Source organism: Inquilinus sp. OTU3971 (assembly GCF_038440215.1).
In genome coordinates this window covers 1-551 of record NZ_JASATH010000440.1, presented here as the reverse complement: position 1 = coordinate 551, position 551 = coordinate 1, and the positions used below count along the sequence as shown (strand labels likewise).

Sequence of the window (551 nt, the reverse complement as noted above, 5' to 3'; positions counted from 1 at the left end):
CCAAGAGCCCTGGCGCGACGGCTACCGGATGCACGCCTATGTGACGCGGGAGCTGCCGGAGCTGATCGGCCGGCACTTCCCGGCGCGGCGCAGTGCGATGGGGATCTTCGGGCATTCGATGGGCGGGCACGGGGCGCTGGTGGCGGCGTTGCGCAACCCGGGCCTGTACCGGTCGGTGTCGGCCTTCGCGCCGATCGCGGCCCCGTCGCAATGCCCCTGGGGCCAGAAGGCGTTCTCGCGCTATCTCGGCCCGGACCAATCCCGCTGGGCGGAATGGGACGCGACGGCGCTGGTCGAAGGCGGGGCGCGCTGCCCGGAGCTGCTGATCGACCAGGGCGAGGCCGACCAGTTCCTGGAGCGCGAGCTGCATCCGCATCTGCTCGAGGCCGCCTGCCGCAAGGCCGGCCAACCGCTGACCCTGCGCCGCCACGCCGGCTACGACCACGGCTACCACTTCATCTCCACCTTCATCGCCGACCACATCCGCCACCACGCCGGGGTGCTGAACCAGGGGTGACGGCCGGGCGTTACTCCACTTGTCAGTGCCCTAA

1 protein-coding gene is annotated in these 551 nt (G+C 71.1%); it reads left to right on the top strand.

The features are described 5' to 3' along the window. A partial coding sequence (locus AAHM41_RS40320; protein WP_342242276.1) for an alpha/beta hydrolase-fold protein occupies positions 1 to 517 on the top strand: 517 nt, incomplete at its 5' end. Positions 518 to 551 lie beyond the last annotated feature (34 nt).